Source organism: Microbispora sp. H10885 (assembly GCF_014161415.1).
Classification (GTDB): Bacteria; Actinomycetota; Actinomycetes; order Streptosporangiales; family Streptosporangiaceae; genus Microbispora; species Microbispora triticiradicis.
Genome location: NZ_JABBWY010000003.1, coordinates 478,936 through 498,768 on the forward strand (window position 1 = coordinate 478,936; position 19,833 = coordinate 498,768).

The window sequence follows — 19,833 nt, forward strand, 5'->3', positions numbered from 1 at the left end:
CGGACGATGAACGCATCCCTCGAAGAGGTAGTGCGGGCCCTGCGCTCCTCGCTGAAGGAGGCCGAACGGCTGCGGGAGGAGAACCGGCAGCTCGCCGCGCGGAGCCGGGAGCCCATCGCGATCGTCGGGATGGCCTGCCGCCTCCCCGGCGGGGCGGACTCCCCGGAGGCGCTGTGGACGATCCTGTCGGAGGGCCGCGACGCCGTCCGCGGATTCCCCGGCGACCGCGGCTGGGACGTCGAGCGGCTCTACGACCCCGACCCGGACGCGCCAGGGAAGACCTACGTACGGGCGGGCGGGTTCCTCCCGCAGGCCGCGCACTTCGACGCCGGGTTCTTCGGGATCTCCCCGCGTGAGGCCCTCGCCATGGACCCGCAGCAGCGGCTGCTGCTGGAGTCGTCGTGGGAGGCGCTGGAGTGGGCGGGCCTGGACGTGGCCTCCCTCCGGGGCAGCCGGACCGGCGTGTACTTTGGCGTGCTGCCCTCGGAGTACCTCACCGACCCCATGCGGGCGCCGCAGGACGTGCAGGACTTCGCGGCCACCGGCAACTCGACGAGCATCGCCTCGGGCCGCCTCGCCTACGTGCTCGGGCTGGAGGGGCCCGCCGTCACGGTGGACACGGCGTGCTCGTCGTCGCTGGTGGCGCTGCACCTCGCCGTACAGGGACTGCGGCAGGGAGACTGCGCCCTCGCGCTGGCGGGCGGGTGCACGGTCATGTCCAGCCCGGCGACCATCGTCACCTTCTCGCGTCAGCGGGCGTTCTCCGCAGACGGGCGGTGCAAGGCCTTCGGCGCGGCGGCGGACGGTTTCGGGCCCGCGGAGGGCGCGGGCGTGCTGGTGCTGGAGCGGTTGTCCGACGCCCGGCGCAACGGGCACCGGGTGCTCGCGGTCGTGCGCGGCTCGGCGGTGAACCAGGACGGCGCGAGCAGCGGGCTGACCGCGCCGAACGGCCCCTCGCAGCAGCGGGTGATCCGGGACGCCCTCGACAACGCGGGCCTGTCGCCCGCCGACGTCGACGCGGTGGAGGCGCACGGCACCGGCACCCGGCTGGGCGACCCGATCGAGGCCCAGGCCCTGCTGGCGACGTACGGCGCCGGCCGCCCCGACGACCGGCCGGTGTGGCTGGGGTCGGTGAAGTCGAACATCGGCCACACGCAGGCGGCGGCCGGCGTGGCCGGTGTGATCAAGATGGTGCTGGCGATGCGGCACGAGACGCTGCCCCGGACGCTGTGGGCGGACGAGCCCTCCCCGCACATCGACTGGGACGCCGGCGCGGTGCGGCTGCTGTCCGAGGAGCGCGGGTGGCCCGCCGGAGAGCGGGTGCGGCGCGCGGGCGTGTCCTCCTTCGGGCTCAGCGGCACGAACGCCCACGTGGTGATCGAGGAGGCGCCGGACGAACCGGCCGGCCCCGCTCCCGCCGCCCACCCTGCCGCGCACTCCGGGGGGCCGTTCCCGTTCGTCCTGTCGGGCGCGGGCGAGGAGGGCCTGCGCGCCCAGGCGCGGCGCCTCAGGTCGTTCCTGGACGAGCACGAGGGGCTGCCCGTGTCCGGTGTCGCCGCGGCGCTGGCCTCCCGGTCCGCGCTGTCGCACCGCGCGGCGGTGGTCGCGAGCGAGCGGGCCGGTCTGCTCGCGGGCCTGGCCGCGATCGGCGACGGCGGCGCGGCCGCCGACGTGGTGAGCGGGGTGGTGCGGGCCGCAGGCGGCCGTCCGGGTGTGGTGTTCGTCTTCCCCGGTCAGGGGTCGCAGTGGGCGGGGATGGCGGTGGAGCTGGCGGAGTGGTCGCCGGTGTTCGCCGGGCGGCTGGCGGAGTGCGGGCGGGCGCTGGATCGCTTTGTGGACTGGTCGTTGCCGCGGGTTTTGGGGGATGCGGCGGCGTTGGAGCGGGTGGATGTGGTGCAGCCCGCGTTGTGGGCGGTGATGGTGTCGCTGGCGGAGGTGTGGCGCTCGTTCGGGGTGACGCCGTCGGCGGTTGTCGGCCATTCGCAGGGGGAGATCGCGGCGGCGTGTGTGGCGGGTGCGCTGAGTCTGGAGGACGCGGCGCGGGTGGTGGCGGTGCGCAGTCAGGTGATCGCGCGGTCGCTGGCCGGGCGTGGCGGGATGGCGTCGGTGGCGTTGCCGGTGGAGCGGGTGCGGCGGCTGCTTGCGGGGTGGGAGGGCAGGGTCGAGGTCGCGGCGGTCAACGGCCCGTCGGCGACGGTGGTGTCGGGTGACGCCGAGGCGATACGGAAGCTGGCGGCCGAGGTGAAGGCGATCCCGGCCGACGTCAAGGTGCTCCCGGTGGACTACGCCTCCCACTCGGCACACGTGGAGGCCATCCGCGACGAACTCACCGAGGTCCTCGCCCCCGTCACCCCCCACACCACCGACGTGCCGATCTTCTCGACGGTGACCGGTGACTTCGCCGACGGCGCCTCGCTGGACGCGGAGTACTGGTACCAGAACCTGCGCCGGACGGTCCGGTTCGACGAGGCCGCCCGGATGTTCGACGACCACGTGATGATCGAGTGCAGCCCCCACCCGGTGCTGACCCCGGCGGTCGACGTCACCTCGGTCGGCTCGCTGTCGCGCGGCAGCGGAGGCGGCGGCAGGTTCCTCCTGTCCGTGGCGGAGGCGCACGCGAACGGCGTGCCCGTCGACTGGCGGGGTCACCTGGCCGGCGCGGGCCCTCGGGTGGACCTGCCGGCCTACGCCTTCCAGCGCCGGCGCTACTGGGTCGGCGGCGGCCGGGCCGGAGCCGCCGACGCGGCCGATCTGGGCCTGTCGGCGGCCGGGCACCCGCTGCTGGGCGCCGAGGTCGAGCTGCCCGAGCCGGGCGGGTTCCTCTACACCTCAAGACTCTCCCTCGCCACACAGCCCTGGCTGGCCGACCACGCCGTGCAGGGGATCGTCACGGTGCCGGCGACGGCGTTCCTGGAGCTGGCGCTCCATCTGGGCGGTCGCCTCGGCCGTGACCTGGTCGAGGAGCTGGTCGTGCAGACCCCGCTCACGCTGCCGGCCGACGGCGGGGCCGTACGGCTGCGGGTGGCGGTCACCCCTCCCGACGACGCGGGACGGCACACGATCACGGTCTACTCCAGGGACGAGCGGGCACTCGACGAGGCCGGATGGACGGCGCACGTCACCGGGGTCCTCGCCACCGGCGCCCCGCCCGGCACACAGTCCGGTACGGGGCTCACGGACTGGCCGCCGGCCTCCGGCGGGACCGGCGCCGCCGACGTCTACGCGCGGCTGGCCGCCCAGGGGTACGACTACGGCCCGGCCCTGCGGGGCCTGCGCCGGACCTGGCGGCGAGGGGAGGAGATCTTCGCGGAGGCCGCCCTGCCGGACGGCGTTCCGGGCGACGGGTTCGGCGTGCATCCCGCCCTGCTCGACGCCGCGCTGCACGGCATCGTCGTCGACACCCTGGAGCTGCCGTTCTCGTGGCGGAACATCGCCCTCCACCGCACCGGGGTCACGACGCTCCGAGCCCGCCTGGCGCCCGCGGACACCGGGCTGTCGGTCGAGCTCTCCGACGGCGAGGGCAGGCCGGTGCTGACCGCCGGCTCGCTCGTCTCCCGGCCCGCGACCGCCGGGCTCTTCGGCCGTCCGGCCGCCCGGCCGTACGCGATCCGGCCCGCGACCGTCACGCCTCCCGAGGATCACCCGGCCGTGACGACGGCCGTCGTCCGCAGTGCGACCGAGCTCGGCGAGCCGGAGCCGGCGGCCGACGTCGTGCTGCTGCTCGCGGCCCCGGCCGAACGGGTCCTGGAGGTGGCGCAGGCCTGGCTGGCCGGCGAGCGACCTCCGTCGTCACGCCTGATGGTCGTCACCCGGAACGCCGGGACGGACCTCGGCCAGGCCGAGGTGCGGGGACTGATGCGGTCGGCCATCACCGAGCATCCGGACCGCTTCGTCCTGGTGGACACCGACGACCCGGACGCGATCGCCGGCCGGACCGCCGAGATCCTCGCCACCGGCGAACCCGAGGTCTGGGTGCGCGACGGGGTGTTCGAGGCGCCGCGCCTGCGCCTCACCGAACCCGAGCCTGAGCCCGCTCCCGGGCCCGCGCAGGGCGATCCCCCGTGGAGCGACCGGGATTGCGTGCTGATCACCGGGGGCACCGGAACGGTCGGCGCGGCCCTGGCCCGCCACCTGGTGCGCGCCCACGGCGTACGCCGCCTGGTGCTGGTCAGCCGCGGCGGCCCGGACGCGCCGGGCGCCGCCGGGCTCCGCGACGAGCTCACGGACGAGCTGGGCGCCGAGGTCGCGGTCGTGGCCTGCGACGTCACCGAACGCGACGCCCTGGCCGCGGTTTTGGAGGACCACCCGGTCACGGCGGTCGTGCATGCCGCGGCCGTGCTCGACGACGGGGTGGTCCAGGCGCTGACGGCCGAGCGGCTGGAGACCGTGCGCGCGGCCAAGGTGACCGCCGCGGTCCACCTGCACGAGCTCACCCGCGACCGGGACCTGACCGCGTTCGTCCTGTGCTCGTCGGTCGCCGGGGTGTTCGGCGCGCCGGGCCAGGGCAACTACGCGGCGGCCAACTGCGCCCTGGACGCGCTCGCCGCCGCCCGCCGCGCCGAGGGCCTGCCCGCGACGTCGCTCGCCTGGGGCCTGTGGTCGGAGGAGAGCGGCATGACCGGCCACCGGACCGGCACCGACCGGGCCAGGCAGGTCCGGCTCGGCATCGCCCCGATGTCCACCGAGGACGCGCTCGCCCTCTTCGACGCCGGCCTCGCCACGGGCGTGGGCACTCCCGTCGTCGCCCGGCTGGACCCCGCCGCGCTGCGTGCGCGGGCGGCGTCGGCCGAGGTGCCCGCGATGCTGCGCGCCCTCGTACGGACACCGGTGCGGCGGGAGGCCGGGGCGTCCGGCGGAGACGTCGCGGGGGGCACGGGGACCGACATGGGGAGCGACACGGCGAGCCGCGTCGCCGCCCTGCCCGCGGCCGAACGCCTCGACGCCGTGCTGCGCCTGGTCCGCGACCACGTCGCCGGCATCCTCGGGCACGATTCGGCCGCCGAGGTCGACGGCGACCGGGCCTTCAAGGAGATGGGCTTCGACTCGCTCACCGCCGTGGAGCTGCGCAACAGGCTGAACAGGCAGTTCGCGCTGCGGCTGCCGGCGACGCTCGTCTTCGACCGGCCGACGCCCCGGGCGGTCGCGGACGCCATCGCGGGGGCGCTCGCGGCCGGGTCGCCGGGCGGGCGCGCGGAGCCGGTCGGTCCGGTCACCGTCGCCGCCCGGTCCGACGAGCCCATCGCGGTCGTCGGCATGAGCTGCCGCTTTCCCGGCGGGGTCCGGTCACCCGAGGATCTGTGGCGGCTGGTCGCGTCCGGCGGCGACGCGATCACCGGCTTCCCCACCGACCGGGGATGGGATCTGGCGAACCTGTTCGACGACGATCCGGACCGGCCCGGCCGCAGCTACGTACGCGAGGGCGGGTTCTTGACCGACGCGACCCGGTTCGACGCCGGGTTCTTCGGGATCTCCCCGCGCGAGGCCACCGCGATGGACCCGCAGCAGCGGCTGCTGCTGGAGGCCGCGTGGGAGGCCCTGGAGCGGGCCGGGATCAACCCGGACAGCGTCCGCGGCAGCCGGACCGGTGTGTTCGCCGGTGTGATGAACAGCACCTACGGCGCGCGGCAGCTCAACGCCCCGGAGGGGTCGGGCGAGTACGAGGGCTACCTGGCCAGCGGGTTCGCGGTCAGCGTCGCGTCCGGGCGGGTCGCCTACACCCTGGGCCTGGAGGGCCCGGCCCTGACCGTGGACACCGCGTGTTCGTCGTCGCTGGTGGCGCTGCACCTCGCGGCGCAGTCGCTGCGCCGGGGCGAGTGCACGCTCGCGCTGGCCGGCGGCGTGACCGTCATGTCCAGCCCGTTGCTCTTCGTGGAGTTCAGCCGCCAGCGTGGTCTCGCCCGGGACGGCCGGTGCAAGCCGTTCGCCGCCGCCGCCGACGGCACCTCCTGGGGCGAGGGGGCCGGCGTCCTCGTGCTGGAACGCCTGTCGGACGCGCGCCGGAACGGGCATCCCGTGCTGGCGCTGCTGAGGGGAAGCGCGGTGAACCAGGACGGCGCGTCCAACGGCCTGTCGTCGCCGAACGGGCCGTCGCAGCAGCGGGTGATCAATACCGCGCTCGCGGACGCCGGTCTGTCCGCCGCCGACGTCGACGCGGTGGAGGCGCACGGCACCGGGACGACCCTGGGCGACCCGATCGAGGCCCAGGCGTTGCTGGCGACGTACGGGCAGGGCCGCGAGCGGCCGCTGCTGCTGGGGTCGCTGAAGTCGAACATCGGTCACACGCAGGCCGCCAGCGGGGTCGGCGGCGTCATCAAGATGGTCGAGGCCATGCGCCACGGGGTGCTGCCCAAGACGCTGCACGTCGACGAGCCCACCCCGAACGTGGACTGGTCTCTCGGCGCGGTCGAGCTGCTCACGGGGCACACGGCCTGGCCGGAGGCCGGCCGGCCACGCCGCGCGGGCGTGTCGGCGTTCGGGGTGAGCGGGACGAACGCACATGTCGTGCTGGAACAGGGGGAGACGAATGTCTGAGACCGACGGTGACCGCACGGCGCCGGCGATCGTGCCGTGGGTGGTCTCCGCACGGAGCGCCGCCGCGCTGGACGCCCAGACGGAACGGCTGAAGGAGTTCGTCGAGGCCGGCCCGGACCTCGCGCCGGCCGACGTCGGATACTCGCTGGCCACGACCCGGGCCACGCTGCCGTACCGCGCGGTGCTGTTCGGCGCCGGGCGGGCGGAACTGCTCTCCGGCGCGGACGTCGTGCGGGGCGGCGGGAGCGAGCCGCGGCGCGTCGCGCTGGTGTTCCCCGGTCAGGGGTCGCAGTGGGCGGGGATGGCGGTGGAGCTGGCGGAGTGGTCGCCGGTGTTCGCCGGGCGGTTGGCGGAGTGCGGGCGGGCGCTGGATCGCTTTGTGGACTGGTCGTTGCCGCGGGTTTTGGGGGATGCGGCGGCGTTGGAGCGGGTGGATGTGGTGCAGCCCGCGTTGTGGGCCGTGATGGTGTCGCTGGCGGAGGTGTGGCGCTCGTTCGGGGTGACGCCGTCGGCGGTGGTGGGCCATTCGCAGGGGGAGATCGCGGCGGCGTGTGTGGCGGGTGCGCTGAGCCTGGAGGACGCGGCGCGGGTGGTGGCGGTGCGCAGTCAGGTGATCGCGCGGTCGCTGGCCGGGCGCGGTGGGATGGCGTCGGTGGCGTTGCCGGTGGAGCGGGTGCGGCGGCTGCTTGCGGGGTGGGAGGGCAGGGTCGAGGTCGCGGCGGTCAACGGCCCGTCGGCGACGGTGGTGTCGGGTGACGCCGAGGCGATACGGAAGCTGGCGGCCGAGGTGAAGGCGATCCCGGCCGACGTCAAGGTGCTCCCGGTGGACTACGCCTCCCACTCGGCACACGTGGAGGCCATCCGCGACGAACTCACCGAAGTCCTCGCCCCCGTCACCCCCCACACCACCGACGTGCCGTTCTACTCCACCGTGACCGGGCAGCGCCTGGACACGGCCGGGCTCGACGCGGGCTACTGGTTCCGCAACCTGCGCGAACCGGTCCGCCTCGACGCCGCCGTGGGTGCCCTGCTCGACGACGGCGTCAACGCGTTCGTCGAGGCGAGCCCGCACCCCGTGCTGACGGCGGGCCTCTCGGACCTCGCGGAACGGCCCGGGCGGGACGTCGTCGCCGTGGGATCGCTCCGCCGCGACGACGGCGGGCCCCGGCGCTTTCTCACCTCGGCGGCGGAGGCGTGGACGCGTGGCGCGCCGGTCGACTGGACGCCGGCCTTCGGCCCGGAGCCCCGCGTGGTGGGCCTGCCGACCTACGCCTTCCAGCGGGAGCACTACTGGCTCGACACCCCCGTCCCACCGGCCGCCTCTCCCGTGGACGACTGGCGTTACCGAATCGAATGGCGGGCCGTCGCGGAGGGCGAGGCGCCCCGGCTGCGCGGGACCTGGCTCGTGGCCACGGGGGACGAGCCGGTCGGCCCGGTCACGGCCGCGCTGGTCACCGCATCACTGGCCGCCGCCGGCGCGACCGCGGTCGCCGTCCCCGTGGAGTCGCTGCCGGAGGTCGCGGCCGGCACCCCCGGCCTGGCCGGCGTGCTCTCGCTCGCCGCGCTCACCGACCCCGACCCCTTCGGCGTCACGCTCTCCCTGATCCAGGCCGGTCTGGAGGCGCCGCTGTGGGTCGCCACCCGCGGCGCGGTGGCCGTGGACTCCCCGTCCCCGCGTCAGGCGGCCGTCTGGGGCCTCGGCCTGGTCGCCGCGCTGGAGCACCCCGGCCGCTGGGGCGGCCTGGTCGACCTGCCGGACGACACCGAGATCAACGCCGACACCGACGCGGCGGTCTACCGGCGGCTGGCGGCCGTGCTGGCCGCCGGCGGCGAGGACCAGGTCGCGATCCGGCGCGAGGGGGTCCTCGGCAGGCGGCTGACCCGGGCTCCCCGCGCGGACCGGACGCAGGCCACCTGGCGGCCCCGGGGAACCGTGCTGATCACCGGTGGCACCGGGAACGTCGGCGCGCGGATCGCCCGCCGCTTCGCCGCCGACGGCGCCGAGCACCTGGTGCTGACCGGGCGGCGCGGCCCGGACGCGCCGGGCGCCGCCGACCTCGCGGCCGAGCTGACCGCGCTCGGCGCGCGGGTCACGATCGCCGCGTGCGACGCCGCCGACCGCGCCGCCCTCGCGGAGCTCGTCGCCTCGGTGGAGACGGACGGGCCGATCCGTACGGTGGTGCACGCGGCCGGGATCCCGCACTGGCGGGACCTGGAGGACCTGACCCCGGCCGAGGCCGCCGAGGTGATGCGCGGCAAGGCGGTGGGGGCGGAGAACCTGGACGAGCTGTTCGACCGGGATCTCGACGGCTTCGTGCTGATCTCCTCGGGAGCGGGCGTGTGGGGCGGCGGTGGCCAGGGCGCCTACGCGGCCGCGAACGCCGTGCTCGACGCGCTGGCCGTGCGGCGCAGGTCGCGCGGGCTGCGCGCGGTGTCCCTGGCCTGGGGCGTGTGGGCCGGCAGCGAGAGCGGCGCCGACGGCATGGGGGAGCGGCTGGAGCGGCTCGGCCTGCGGCCGATGCGCTCCGGCGACGCGCTCACGGCGTTCTACGAGGCGCTGTCGGACGACGAGACCTTCCTCTCGGTCGCCGACGTGGACTGGGCCGCGTTCGCCCCGGCGTTCACGGTCGGCAGGCCGAGCCCGCTGATCTCCGAACTGCCCGAGGTCCGCCGGGCGCTGTCCCCGGCACCCGCGGCGCCCGTGCCGTCCGCCGGGCTCGGCGTGGTCGCGGCGGCCGACCGCCGCAGGGCCGTACGCGAACTGGTGTCGGGCACGGTCGCCGCGGTGCTCGGGCACACCGACGCGGCGAAGGTGACGGGACGGACGTTCCGGGAGATGGGCTTCGACTCCCTGACCGCCGTGGACATGCGGACCAGGCTGGCGGCGGCGACGGGGCTCACCCTGCCGAGCAGCCTCGTCTTCGACTACCCGACGCCGGAGGCGCTCACCACCCACCTGCTGACGCGCATGTACGGTGACGCGGCCGAGTCGCGTCCCACCGCCACGATCGGGGCCGTCGCCGACGAGCCGATCGCCATCGTCGGGATGAGCTGCCGTTTTCCCGGCGGGGTCCGGTCGCCGGAGGACCTCTGGCGGCTGGTGGACCAGGGGGTGGACGCGATCACGGAGTTCCCGCGCGACCGCGGCTGGGACCTCGAAGCGATCTACCACCCCGACCCCGACCACCCCGGCACGACCTATGTGCGGCACGGCGGCTTCGTGGCGGACGTCGCCGGCTTCGACGCCGCGTTCTTCCGGATCGCGCCGCGTGAGGCCCTGGTGATGGACCCCAAGCAGCGCCTGGTGCTGGAGACCTCCTGGGAGGCCTTCGAGCGGGCCGGGATCGACCCGACGGCGCTGAACGGCACGAGCACCGGCGTGTTCGTCGGATCGAGCAGCCAGGAGTACGGGCCGAGGCTGGAGGAGGTGCCCGCGGAGCTGGAGGGCCACGTCGTCACCGGCAATCTGGACGCCGTCCTGTCCGGGCGGGTGGCGTACTCGCTGGGCCTGGAGGGTCCGGCGCTGACGGTGGACACGGCGTGCTCCTCGTCGCTGGTGGCGATGCACCTGGCGGCGCAGTCGCTGCGCCGGGGCGAGTGCACGCTGGCATTGGCCGGGGGCGCGGCGGTGATGGCGAACCCCGGCGTGTTCTTCGAGTTCAGCCGCATGCGCGGGCTCTCCCCGGACGGCCGGTGCCGGTCCTTCGGGGCGTCCGCCGACGGCACGGGCTGGGCCGAAGGAGTCGGCATGCTCCTGCTGGAGCGGCTGTCGGACGCCCGGCGGAACGGGCACGAGGTGCTGGCCGTGATGCGCGGGTCGGCGGTGAACCAGGACGGCGCGTCCAACGGGCTGACCGCGCCGAACGGGCCGTCCCAGCAGCGGGTGATCCGGGCCGCGCTGGCCGACGCCGGCCTGGAGCCGTCCGACCTGGACGCGGTGGAGGCGCACGGAAGCGGCACCACGCTCGGCGATCCGATCGAGGCGCAGGCGCTGGTCGAGACGTTCGGGCGGGACCGCGACCGGCCGCTGTGGCTGGGGGCGCTGAAGTCCAACATCGGCCACACGCAGGCGGCCGCGGGTGTCGCCAGTGTGATCAAGATGGTCGAGGCCCTGCGTCACGGGGTGCTGCCCAGGACGCTGCACGCCGACGAGCCCTCGCCGCACGTGGACTGGCCGGCCGGGGCGGTGTCCCTGCTGACCGAGCCGGTGGAGTGGCCGGTCACGGGCGGGCCCCGGCGGGTCGGTGTGTCGGCGTTCGGGGTGAGCGGGACCAACGCCCATGTGGTGCTGGAGCAGGCCCCGGAAGCCGAGCCGGAACCGGTGCCGGAGCGGGAGTGGCGGGGCCCGGTCCCGCTGCTGGTGTCGGGGCGTGGCGCGGAGGGTTTGCGCGGGCAGGCGGAGCGGCTGCGGTCGTTCCTGGAGTCGCGGCCGGAGGTGGCCCTGACCGATGTGGCGGTCTCGCTGGCCGGTCGCGCCGCGCTGGAGGACCGGGCCGTCGTCCTCGGCGGCGACCGGGACGAGACGCTGGCCGGTCTGGCGGCGGTGGCGCGCGGCGCGTCGGCGGCCGGTGTGGTGCGGGGCCCGGCCGGCCTGGACGGTCCGGACGGCGACCAGGGCGTGGTGTTCGTCTTCCCCGGCCAGGGGTCGCAGTGGGCGGGGATGGCGGTGGAACTCGCCGAGTCCTCGCCGGTGTTCGCCGCGCGGCTGGAGGAGTGCGCGCGGGCGCTGGAACCCTACGTGGACTGGTCGTTGCGGGACGTGCTGGACGACGCCGAAGCCCTGCGGCGGGTCGACGTCGTGCAGCCGGCGCTGTTCGCGGTGATGGTGTCGCTGGCGGAGGTGTGGCGGTCGTTCGGGGTGACGCCGTCGGCGGTGGTCGGCCACTCGCAGGGGGAGATCGCCGCGGCGTGCGTGGCGGGCGCGCTCAGCCTGGAGGAGGCCGTGCGCGTCACCGTCCTGCGCAGCCAGGTGATCGGCCGGTCGCTGTCCGGCCGGGGCGGCCTGGTGTCCGTGCCCGTGCCGCTCGCCGAGGTGGAGGAGTGGCTGGCCGGTCGGGACGGCCGCTTGTCGGTCGCGGCCGTCAACGGCCCGCACGCCACCGTCGTCGGCGGCGACCCGGAGGCCCTGGAGGAGGTCCTGGCCCGATGGGACCGCGCCCGGCGGGTGCTGATCGACTACGCGTCGCACACCCCGCAGACCGAGGCGGTGCGGGACGAACTGCTGGAGGTGCTCGGGCCGGTGGCGGCCCGTGACGGCGAGGTGCCGTTCTTCTCCACGGTCACCGGCGGCTTCGTCGAGGGCGCGGCGCTGGACGCGGAGTACTGGTACGGGAACCTGCGCAGCCCGGTCCGCTTCGACCTGGCGCTGCGCGCGCTGGCCGACCACGTCTTCGTCGAGTGCAGCGCCCACCCGGTGGTCACGGCGGGCACGGACGTCGTGTCGGTGGGGTCCCTGCGGCGCGGCGACGGCGGCGTCGGCAGACTCCTGACATCGCTGGCCGAGGCGCACGTGCGGGGCGTCCCGGTCGACTGGCGGAGCGCCCTGGAGGGCGCGGGCCGGCGGGTGGACCTGCCGACGTACGCCTTCCGGCACCGGCGCTTCTGGCTCGACGGCGCGTCCGCCTCGCAGACGATGGTGGACGCGACGACCCGGCTGGCCGGCTCCGGCGGCGTGCTGCTCACCGGCCGGCTGTCCACCGGCACGCGGCAGTGGATCGCCGACCACCGGGTGCTGGGCACGGTGCTGCTGCCCGGCACGGCGTTCGTCGAGCTGGCCGTCCGGGCCGCCGACGAGGCCGGCTGCACGATGGTCGACGAGCTCACGCTCGAAAACCCCCTGGTGTTCCGGGACGGCGGCCTGGTCGACATCCAGGTCGGCGTCGGCGCCCCCGACGACTCCGGGCGCCGCTCGCTCGCCGTGCACTCCCGCGCGAGCGGCGAGACGGAGTGGACCCGGCACGCCACCGGGACGGTGAGCCGCGACACCGCCGCCGCCGAGCCGATGCCGTGGCCGCCGCCGGACGCCACACCCGTCGACCTCGCCGAGGTGCGCGCCGCGCTCGCCGCCCACGGGTACGACTACGGCTCCGCCTTCGGCGGGCTGCGCCGGGCGTGGCGGCGGGACGGCGAGTGGTTCGCCGAGGCGGCGTCGCCCGCCGGTCTCGCGTCCGAGGGGTTCGTGCTGCACCCGGCGCTGCTGGACACGGCCCTGCAGCCCGCCGTCCTGGAGCTGACCGGCACCCCGCGGCTGCCCTTCGCCTGGCAGCGGGTGTCGGTGCACGCGGCGGGAGCCACCACGGTCAGGGCACGGCTGACCCCGTCCGCCGACGGCGTCTTCTCCCTGCACCTCGCCGACGACGAGGGCCGGCCGGTGCTGACGGCGGAGTCGGTCGTCATGCGGCCGGTTCCCGAGAGGATCGGCGCCGCCACCCCCCTGCTCGTCGTGGACCGGGTACCCGCGGAACTCCCCGCCGCCGAGCCGCATGCGGCCGAGCCGCTGACGATCACGTCGGTGGACCGGGTCGACGAGCGCACCGAGGCGGCGGACGTGGTGCTCCTCACCGGTGCCGGCGACGTGCTGGGCTCGCTGCAGGCGTGGCTGGCGGACGAACGGTTCACCGGCTCCCGGCTCGTGGTGGTGACCACGAACGCCGATCACGATCCGGCCGCCGCGGCCGTCGCCGGGCTCGTCCGGTCGGCCCAGGCGGAACACCCGGGCCGGATCGTCCTGGTCGACGCGGACACCGCCGTCGACGGGCTGGTCGCCGGGATCCTCGCGATGGACGAGCCCGAGGTGACCGTACGCGAAGGAGAGGTCTTCGTCCGCCGCCTGAAGCGGGTCACCGCGGAGGGCTCCGTCTGGTCGGCGGACGACTGCGTGCTGATCACGGGCGGCACCGGGACGCTCGGCGGCCTGATCGCCCGGCACCTGGCCACCGCGCACGGGGTCCGCCGCCTCGTCCTGGCCGGCCGCCGAGGGCCGGAGACACCGGGCGTACGCGAACTGGTCAAGGAGGTGCCGGCCGAGGTGACGGTCGTCGCGTGCGACGTGACCGACCGGGAGGCGCTGGCGCGGGTGCTGGCCGACCACCCGATCACCGCCGTCGTGCACGCCGCCGCCGTGCTCGACGACGGCGTGATCCAGTCGCTGACGCCCGAACGGATGGCGCGGGTCCACGACCCGAAGGTGCTCGCCGCACGTCACCTCGACGAGCTGACCCGAGGCCGCGACCTGACCGCATTCGTCCTGTTCTCCTCGGCGGCCGGGGTGTTCGGCGCGGCCGGGCAGGGCAACTACGCCGCCGCCAACGCGGCCCTCGACGCGATCGCCCGCGCGCGGCGCGCGGACGGGCTGCCCGCGACCTCCCTGGCCTGGGGACAGTGGGCCGAGACCAGCGCCATGACCGAGGGGCTGGCCGGCGCCGATCGCGCCAGGCTGGCGAGGTCGGGGCTGTCCCCGCTGGCCACGGACGAGGCGCTGGCGATGTTCGACGCCGGGGTGGCGGGCGGGCAGGCGGCCTATGTGGCCGCGCGGCTCGACACCGCCCGGGTGCGGGCGTCGGAGGCGCATCCGCTCCTGCGGGGCGTAGTACGCGTACCGCTTCGCCGCGCGGCCTCCGGCGGAGCGGGAGGAGAGTACGGCCGTCAGCTGGCGGCCCTGCCCGAGGGCGAGCGGGCGGGCGCGGTGCTGCGCCTGGTGCGTGAGCGCGTCGCCGACGTCCTGCGGCACCACAGCCCGCAGTCGGTGGAGGCGGGCAGGTCGTTCGACGAGCTGGGCTTCGACTCGCTCACCTCGGTGGAGCTGCGTAACTCGCTCAACGCCGAGCTGGGCCTGAAGCTGCCCGCGACGGTCGTCTTCGACCATCCGAGCCCCGCCGCGCTCGCGGAGCGGCTCATGACGGAGCTGACCGGCGCCGGCACGGGGCGGCCGGGGCGGGCGGCGCGGGCCGCCGTCCGGGAGCCGGCCGCGGGCAAGGCCGCCGCCCCGGCCGTCGGCTCCACCGACGACCCGATCGCCGTCGTCGGGATGAGCTGCCGCTATCCCGGCGGCGTGCGCACCCCGGACGACCTGTGGCGGCTGCTGGTCGACGGCCGCGAGGGCATCTCCGCGTTCCCGGCCGACCGCGGCTGGGACCTGGCGAACCTGTTCGACGACGACCCCGACAGCCACGGCCACAGTTACGTGCGCGCGGGCGGGTTCCTGCACGAGGCCGGAGACTTCGACGCCGCCTTCTTCGACATCTCCCCGCGTGAGGCGCTCGCGATGGACCCGCAGCAGCGGTTGCTGCTGGAGGCCTCGTGGGAGGCCGTCGAACGGGCGGGGATCGACCCCAGGTCGCTGCGCGGCAGCCGGACGGGCGTGTTCGCCGGGATCATGACCGGCGACTACGCCATGCGGATGCGGCGGGTGCCCAAGGACGTCGAGGGCTACCTCGGGAACGGCAACACGGGCAGCATCGCGTCCGGGCGGGTGGCGTACTCGCTGGGCCTGGAGGGTCCGGCGATGACGGTGGACACGGCGTGCTCCTCGTCGCTGGTGGCGATGCACCTGGCCGCGCAGTCGCTGCGCCGGGGCGAGTGCACGCTCGCGCTGGCGGGCGGCGTGACGGTGATGTCGAGCCCGGCGTTCTTCGTCGAGTACAGCAGGCAGCGCGGGCTGGCGCCCGACGGGCGGTGCAAGCCCTTCAGCGACGACGCCGACGGGACGGCCTGGGCCGAGGGCATCGGGATCGTGCTGCTGGAGCGGCTGTCGGACGCCCGGCGCAACGGGCACGAGGTGCTGGCCGTGCTGCGCGGGTCGGCGGTGAACCAGGACGGCGCCTCCAACGGGCTGACCGCGCCGAACGGTCCCTCGCAGCAGCGGGTGATCCGGGCCGCGCTGGCCGACGCCGGGTTGGAGCCGTCGGACCTGGACGCGGTGGAGGCGCACGGCACCGGCACCCGGCTCGGCGATCCGATCGAGGCGCAGGCGCTGGTCGAGACGTTCGGGGAGGATCGTGACCGGCCGCTGTGGCTGGGCGCGCTGAAGTCCAACATCGGCCACACGGGGGCCGCGGCGGGCGTCGGCGGAGTCATCAAGATGATCCAGGCCATGCGGCACGGGGTGCTGCCCCGGACGTTGAACGTGAGCGCGCCGAGTTCGTACGTGGACTGGCCGGCCGGGGCGGTGTCGCTGCTGACCGAGCCGGTGGAGTGGCCGGTCACGGGCGGGCCCCGGCGGGTGGGCGTGTCGGCGTTCGGGGTGAGCGGGACCAACGCTCATGTGGTGCTGGAGCAGGCCCCGGAATCCGGGCCTGAGCGGGAGCCGGAGCGGGAGTGGCGGGGTCCGGTCCCGCTGCTGGTGTCGGGGCGTGGCGCGGAGGGTTTGCGTGGGCAGGCGGAGCGGCTGCGGTCGTTCCTGGAAGCACGGCCGGAGTTGGCCCTGACCGATGTGGCGGTCTCGCTGGCCGGTCGCGCCGCGCTGGAGGACCGGGCGGTCGTGCTCGGCGGCGATCGGGAGGAGGCGCTGGCCGGCCTGACCGCGATCGTCGGCCAGGACACGGCCGCGAACGTGCTGAGCGGGGTGGTGCCCGCGGACGGCGATCGGAACGTGGTGTTCGTCTTCCCCGGCCAGGGGTCGCAGTGGGCGGGGATGGCGGTGGAGCTCGCCGAGTCCTCGCCGGTGTTCGCCGCGCGGCTGGAGGAGTGCGCGCGGGCGCTGGACCCCTACGTGGACTGGTCGTTGCGGGAGGCGCTCGGCGACGCGGCGGCCCTGGAACGGGTCGACGTGGTCCAGCCTGTGCTGTGGGCCGTGATGGTGTCGCTGGCCGAGGTGTGGCGGTCCTTCGGGGTGACGCCCTCGGCGGTGGTCGGCCACTCGCAGGGGGAGATCGCCGCGGCGTGCGTGGCAGGCGCGCTCGGCCTGGAGGACGCCGCCCGGATCGTGGCGGTGCGCAGCCAGGTGATCGCGCGGTCCCTGGCCGGGCACGGCGGCATGGCGTCGGTGCCCGCGCCGCTCGCCGAGGTGGAGGAGTGGCTGGCCGGGCGGGACGGCCGGTTGTCGGTCGCGGCCGTCAACGGCCCGCACGCCACCGTCGTCGGCGGCGACCCGGAGGCCCTGGAGGAGGTCCTGGCCCGATGGGATCGCGCCCGGCGCATCCCCGTCGACTACGCCTCGCACTCGGTTCACGTCGAGAGCATCGAGGACGAACTGCTGGAGGCGCTGGGGCCGGTGGCGGCCCGCGACACGGAGGTGCCGTTCTTCTCCACCGTCACCGGCGGCTTCGCCGAGGGCACGACGCTGGACGCGGAGTACTGGTACCGCAACCTGCGCAGCCCGGTCCGCTTCGACCTGGCGCTGCGCGCGTTCGAGGACCACGTCTTCGTCGAGTGCAGCGCCCATCCCGTGCTGACGGGCGTCGCCGACGGCGTCACGGCCGTCGGGACGCTGCGGCGCGGCGACGGCGGTCTCCGGCGGCTCCACACCTCGCTGGCCGAGGCGTACACCGCGGGAGCGGGTGTGGCGTGGCGGGCCGCGCTGGAGGGTGCGGGCCGGCGGGTGGACCTGCCGACGTACGCCTTCCAGCACCGGCGTTACTGGCTCGACGCCGGAGGCGCCGCGGACGTCTCGTCGGCGGGCCTCGACGCCGTCGACCACGCCATGCTGTCCGCGGCGGTGTCGCTCGCGGCCTCCGACGGGCACGTCTTCACCGCGAAGGTGTCCACCGGCGCGCATCCGTGGCTGACCGGCCACACCGTCCGGGGCTCGGTCGTGGTGCCCGGCACGACCTTCGTCGAATGGGCCGGCCGCGCGGGGAGCGAGACCGGCTGCCCCTTCGTCGAGGAGCTCACCATCCTGGCCCCTCTGGTGCTGGAAGGAGACGGCGCGACGCAGGTCCAGGTCACCGTGGGCGCGGGCGACGAGGACGGCCGCAGGTCCGTCGCCGTGCACGCGCGCGCCGACGGCGGCGACTGGACGTCGCACGCCACCGGGACCCTCGCGCCCGGCTCCCCGGAGCGGCCCGGCGACCTCACCGAGTGGCCGCCGCCCGGCGGCGAGCCGCTCGACCCCGCCGATCTCTACGACCGTCTCGCCGTCACCGGGCTGGGGTACGGCCCGGCGTTCCAGGGCGTACGGGCCGCCTGGCGGCGCGGCGAGGAGATCTTCGCCGAGATCGAGCCCCTCGGAGAACTCGACACGGCCGGGTATGTCCTGCACCCGGCGTTGCTCGACGCCGCGATGCATCCCCTCGCCCTCGTGACCGAGGCGGACGCGCCGATGCTGCCGTTCTCGTGGTCCGGCGTGGCGCTGCACGCCACCGGCGCGACCGCCCTGCGGGTGCGGATCACCCCCACCGGCGCGGACGGGTTCGCGCTGCTCGCCACGGACGCGTTCGGCGAACCGGTGGCCACGGTGTCGTCGCTGCTCCTCCGCGCGATGGACCCGCCCAGAGGCGACCACCTCTACCGCACGGAATGGACGGAGCTGCCGGTGCCCGGGACCCCCGCCGCCGGACCCTGGGCGGTCGTCGGCGGCACACCCCTCCCCGGGATGGAGGCCTTCGACGGCATCGAGGAACTGCGGGCGGCGATCGAGGCCGGGCTGCCGGTCCCGGCGGTCGTGTTCGCGCCGATCGAGCACGCTGCCGAACCCCCTGCCGAACCCGGTCTCCCCCTCGCCGTACGGTCCATGACCGGCCACGTGCTGCGGCTCGTGCAGACGTGGATCGCGGACGACGTGTTCGACGAGTCGCGGCTGGTGCTGGTCGGCCGGGAGGCGGCCGAGGCGGAGGCCGCCGCTCTCGCCCGCGCCGCCGCCTGGGGGCTCGTGCGGTCCGCCCAGGCGGAACACCCCGGCCGGTTCCAGCTCGTGACCGTCGACGTGGAGGAGCCCGGCCCCGAACCACTGAAGGCCGCCGCCGCCCACGACGAGCCACAGGTCGCCGTACGCGACGGGGTCGCGTACGCGCCGCGCCTCGTCCCCGCACCGGACGCCGCGACGGGTGGCCGCGGCTGGGACCCGGACGGAACCGTGCTGATCACGGGTGGCACCGGCACGCTGGGCGGGCTGGTCGCCCGGCACCTGGCGGCCGAGCACGGGGTCCGGCGGCTCGTGCTGGCCGGCCGGAGCGGTCCGGCGGCCGACGGCGCGGAGAAACTGGCAGCCGAGCTGGCGGAGCTCGGCGCGGAGGCGGTGATCGTCGCGGCAGACCTGGGCGATCGGGACGCCGTGGCCGGCCTGCTGGCGGCGCATCCGGTCACCGCGGTCGTCCACGCCGCCGGTGCGCTCGACGACGGGGTGGTCGCGTCGCTGACGCCCGAGCGCCTGGACGGCGTGTTCCGGGCCAAGGTGGACGCGGCGTCGCACCTGCACGAGCTCACCCGCGACCTCGATCTCACCGCGTTCGTGCTGTTCTCCTCGGCCGCCGGGGTCCTCGGCGCGGCTGGCCAGGGCAACTACGCGGCGGCCAACGCGTTCCTGGACGCGCTGGCCGTGCACCGCCGGGCCCTCGGGCTGACGGCCACGTCGGTCGCCTGGGGAATGTGGGAGGAGACCAGCGGGCTGACCGGCGGCCTCGGTGAGCAGGACCGCAGGCGGATGGCCGCGTCCGGGGTCGTCCCGCTGACCTCGGCGCAGGGCCTCGCGCTGCTCGACGCCGCGGTCGCGCTGGGCGAACCGGCACCGGTGGCGGTGCGGCTCGACCTCGCAGTGCTGCGCGGGCGGGCCCGGGACGGCGTGCTGAACGCGCGGCTCCGGGCCCTCGTGCCCGCCGCGTCCCGCCCGGTCGGCGGGAACGGCGCCGCGGCCGGAAACGGCGCGGGGGGCCACGGTCTGCTGCGCCGGATCGGGAGCCTTCCCGAGGCGCAGCGCGAGCAGGCGGTCGTCAGGGCCGTCCTCGCCGAGACGGCGGTGGTGCTCGGCCACCGCCCGGGAGATCTCACGCAGGCGGACCGGCGCTTCAGGGACCTCGGGTTCGACTCCCTCACGGCGGTCGAGCTGCGCAACCGGCTGCGGACGGCGACCGGGCTGAAGCTGCCGGCCAGCCTGGTCTTCGACTACCCGACCCCCCGCGCGATCGCCGAGTTCCTGCTGGCCGAACTGGCTCCGGCGCCGGACGAGGCCGCCACCCGGGACGCGGGGATCCGCGCCGCCCTCGCGGCGATTCCCCTGGACACCCTCCGCGACAGCGGCCTGCTCGACCGGCTGCTCCATCTCGCGGGGCAGCAGGGGGCCGAGGGCCGGCACGACGACGAGCAGATCGACTCGATGGACGCCGAGGCCCTGATCGCCATGGCCAACAGCGTCACTGACTGATGACAACA

At 75.7% G+C, this 19,833-nt stretch carries 2 protein-coding genes; both read left to right on the plus strand.

Features of this window, described 5'->3' with window-relative positions; genetic code table 11:
* Nucleotides 1-6: 6 nt before the first annotated feature.
* Nucleotides 7-6,531 carry a type I polyketide synthase gene (locus tag HHX37_RS35600; protein ID WP_220502755.1) on the plus strand — a complete coding sequence of 2,175 codons (6,525 nt, stop codon included), beginning with the start codon at nt 7-9 and terminating at the stop codon, nt 6,529-6,531.
* The gene (locus tag HHX37_RS35605) at nt 6,524-19,825 is read left to right on the plus strand and encodes a type I polyketide synthase (RefSeq protein ID WP_220502756.1); all 13,302 of its coding nucleotides are present in this window, start codon (nt 6,524-6,526) and stop codon (nt 19,823-19,825) included. Before HHX37_RS35600 ends, HHX37_RS35605 begins: the two co-directional genes overlap by 8 nt.
* The last annotated feature ends 8 nt before the right edge of the window (nt 19,826-19,833 follow it).

What these genes read in the sequence shown, in the direction of transcription:
- HHX37_RS35605 (WP_220502756.1), top strand. Translation starts at nt 6,524, where the DNA reads ATGTCTGAGACCGACGGTGACCGCACGGCGCCGGCGATCGTGCCGTGG.
- HHX37_RS35600 (WP_220502755.1), top strand. Translation starts at nt 7, where the DNA reads ATGAACGCATCCCTCGAAGAGGTAGTGCGGGCCCTGCGCTCCTCGCTG.